Origin of the sequence: Photobacterium sp. OFAV2-7 (assembly GCF_022347985.1) — a bacterium.
Classification (GTDB): Bacteria; Pseudomonadota; Gammaproteobacteria; order Enterobacterales; family Vibrionaceae; genus Photobacterium.
In genome coordinates this window covers 1-3,121 of the sequence record NZ_JAKRFQ010000650.1, presented here as the reverse complement: position 1 = coordinate 3,121, position 3,121 = coordinate 1, and the positions used below count along the sequence as shown (strand labels likewise).

The 3,121-nt window shown below is 48.7% G+C and carries 3 protein-coding genes; 2 read left to right on the top strand and 1 reads right to left on the bottom strand.

Translation table 11 applies throughout. The features are described from left to right. Positions 1 to 1,232, top strand: a 1,232-nt coding sequence (locus tag MHN01_RS22415) for a methyl-accepting chemotaxis protein (protein ID WP_239413548.1), incomplete at its 5' end; no start/stop codon positions are given. A gap of 66 nt (positions 1,233 to 1,298) precedes the next feature. Here MHN01_RS22415 and cra read toward each other — a convergent pair. Continuing rightward, positions 1,299 to 2,282: a catabolite repressor/activator gene (cra, locus tag MHN01_RS22410; RefSeq protein WP_239413547.1), complete on the bottom strand. Its 984-nt coding sequence runs from the start codon at positions 2,280 to 2,282 to the stop codon at positions 1,299 to 1,301. Positions 2,283 to 2,555: 273 nt separating this feature from the next. Between cra and MHN01_RS22405 the strand changes: the two genes are divergently transcribed. After that, positions 2,556 to 3,121, top strand: a 566-nt coding sequence (locus MHN01_RS22405; protein WP_239413546.1) for a PTS sugar transporter subunit IIA, incomplete at its 3' end; no start/stop codon positions are given.

Here is a 3,121-nt window from a genome sequence, read left to right as displayed (position 1 = left end):
CTACAAGAGGCATACCGCAACATTCCAAATGGTACGCCGATGTTCAGCAAGTCTGGGTTTATGACATTCTTTCTCCTATTTATGTTAACGGTGAACTGTACGGTACATTCGATATTGGCATTCCGATCACAGAAGTCAGTGATGCGGCAAAAGGGATAGTTATCACTCAGTTAGTTGCGATTTTGGGTATCTTTATTCTGTGCGGATGTGTCTTAATGGGGTTGCTTGGCAAACTGTTAAGGCCACTTTCGGGACTACAAGATGCACTGGAAGATATATCGAAAGGTGATGGCGATCTGACTATTCGGTTACCTGTTCGCGGCAATGATGAAATTGCCCATATCTCAACGGCCTTCAATATCTTTGTCGGTAAAATCAATGAAATTATTGGTCAGGTCGTCAATACTGGCGTTGATCTCGGCCGAACCGCCACTGAGCTTCGAGGCCAGTCTCAGCAGGCATTGTCACGTGGTCATGAACAGAGTGAGCAGTCGCTGCTGGTGGTTACCTCGATGAACGAGATGATTGCGACCATAAGTGAGATTTCACAAAATGCGGCGGGTGCTGCGGAGTCTGCCGAGAATGCTAATATTGAGACTCAGGAAGGGCAGAGGATCCTGCAGGAAGCCACAACAACTATTACTGGCCTTGCCGATCAAATGAACGAGATGTCAGGGGTGATCACCTCTTTGGCAGACAGAACTCAATCTATCGGTTCTATTCTCGAAGTGATTCGAGGTATTTCGGAGCAGACTAACTTGCTGGCACTGAATGCGGCGATTGAAGCAGCGCGTGCAGGTGAAGCCGGTCGTGGTTTTGCGGTGGTTGCCGATGAGGTTAGGAACCTGGCGACCAAAACGGCTCAGTCAACCAATGAAATTCAGGCCATGATTGATCAACTGCAGAATGAAGCCAAAAATGCGGTTGAGGCAATGGATAGCAGCCAGTCGTTAACCGCTGAAGGTTCTCAGGCAACAGAAGATGCGCAGCAGGCACTGGAAAAGATATCTCAACTGGTGATGACCATACTTGATATGAATACTCAGGTTGCCACTGCAACCGAGCAGCAGACAAGCGTAGCTAATGAAATCAACCTCAATATGGATACTGTAGATAGCTCGGTAAAAGTGGGGCTTGCTGCCAGTGAAGAGCTGGAAAGATCGAGCCAGGATCTGGCAGAACTGGCCCAGACGTTGGATCGCCATGTCGGTTCTTTTAAAATAGGACGCTAGCCAATTCATCCTTCCACATAAAAATTAGCCCCTTTTCAGGGGCTTTTTAATGCATAGCGTTCAACGTCAGCGACGTTTAATTTTCCTCGGCACCACTTCAATACCTGTCCGGTAGCGTCCGGCAGCGGCATTTAGCGCCAGCTCCAGCGCATTATCCGCTATCAGTTCGAACTGCTGCGGAAGAGACTGAATCTTAATCGGCAGGAAGTCCAACAGTCGGTTATCACCAAAAGTGGCAAGGTGGGTTTTCTTCATCAGCTCAGGATTGGCTAACAGGCAGTCCAGGATACCTTCGAACAGCGTGTATGAGGTCGCAAGTATAGCGTCGGGCAGGGTATTGTTGTCGATCCACTGTTGAACCTGTTGTTGGCCTTGCTGCTGGCTGAAGTGATCGCCATAGGTGACGAGTGTTTCCAGCTCTTGTGGCTGAGTATGAATGGCTGAATAGAAGCCTTGTTCACGCTCTTTTGATACGCCTAGATCCGGCACGGCACCGACTAGGCCAATACTGGCGATGTTCTTGGCGAGCAGGCTTTGCGTCAGTTCGAAAGCCCCTTCGAGGTCTTCGCTGATCACACTGGCAAACTCTTCGTCATCCAAGGCACGGTCAATCGCGATAACCGGTACGCCACTGGCCTGGATCTTTTTATAGAAAGAATGATCGGCAGGCAGGGCACTGGCAACCAGTAAGGCATCAATGCGTCTGCTCAGTAGGGTTTCCGCGACTTTCATTTCTGTGTCGATATCATCATCCGAGCAGGAAATAATGAGCTGATAACCGGCTTTGCGGGCATCGCGTTCCAGCAGTTTTGCCAGCTTGGCATAACTGCTGTTCTCAAGATCCGGGATGATCAATCCAAAAGAGCGGCTGCTTCCGGCTCGCAGAGAAGTGGCGGCATGGTCAGGCCGGTAGTTAAACTCATCAACTACAGCCATAACTTTTTGCTGGGTTTTCTCGCTGATCCGGTACTTTGCCGCTTTGCCATTGATGACATAACTGGCTGTCGTTCGTGACACCCCAGCCAGTTTGGCTATTTCGTCTAACTTCATTCTCGATTCTTAGTCTTTGGTAGAATTTGTGCGCCTGATCATATATTCGCAAATGATCTGACACAGAACAATTGCAATATTAGCTGAAACCATTCAGCATGTCAGCTGAAAGGTTTCAGCAAAGCTGATTTTAGTTAAACAAAGTTCTGCTGAAGCTTTTATTTTCAGCAAAAGCTGAATCGATTCAGCTTTTGCTGAAGTTAACTAGAATTAAAGACGTGTAGATAGGGCGAAAGTGTATTTCGCCGAGTCATCGAATACTGGAGAGAGTTCATGCTGTCATTATCAAAGAGCGATATTCAGCTAAAGCAATCTGCTGCTGATAAGCAACAAGCTATCAAGGCATTGGCTACCGGTCTGGAGCAACAAGGGCTGGTTGATACAGGGTATGTCAACGGCATGTTGGACAGGGAAGCGCAAAATTCCACGTTTCTGGGCAATGGCATTGCAATCCCTCACGGAACAACAGATACCCGAGGTTTGGTGAAGCAAACCGGTGTTCGTGTACATCACTTTCCACAAGGTGTGGATTGGGGAGAGGGAAAGACAGCCTATCTTGCGATTGGTATTGCGGCGAAATCGGATGAACACCTTGGGATCCTCAAGCAACTGACGAAAGTTCTGTCGGCCGACGGCGTGGAAGAAAAGCTGAAACACTGCGATAGCGCTGAAGGATTGATTGCCATTCTGAATGGGGAAGAACAGCTAGAAGCTGAACTGGATGCCGGCCTTGTTCAACTTGCCTTCCCGGCGACAGATCTTATTCAGTTGACGGCGGTAGCAGCCGGATTAATCAAGAACCGTCAGGCTGCGGGCAACGGCAGTGTTGCCGATGCCAT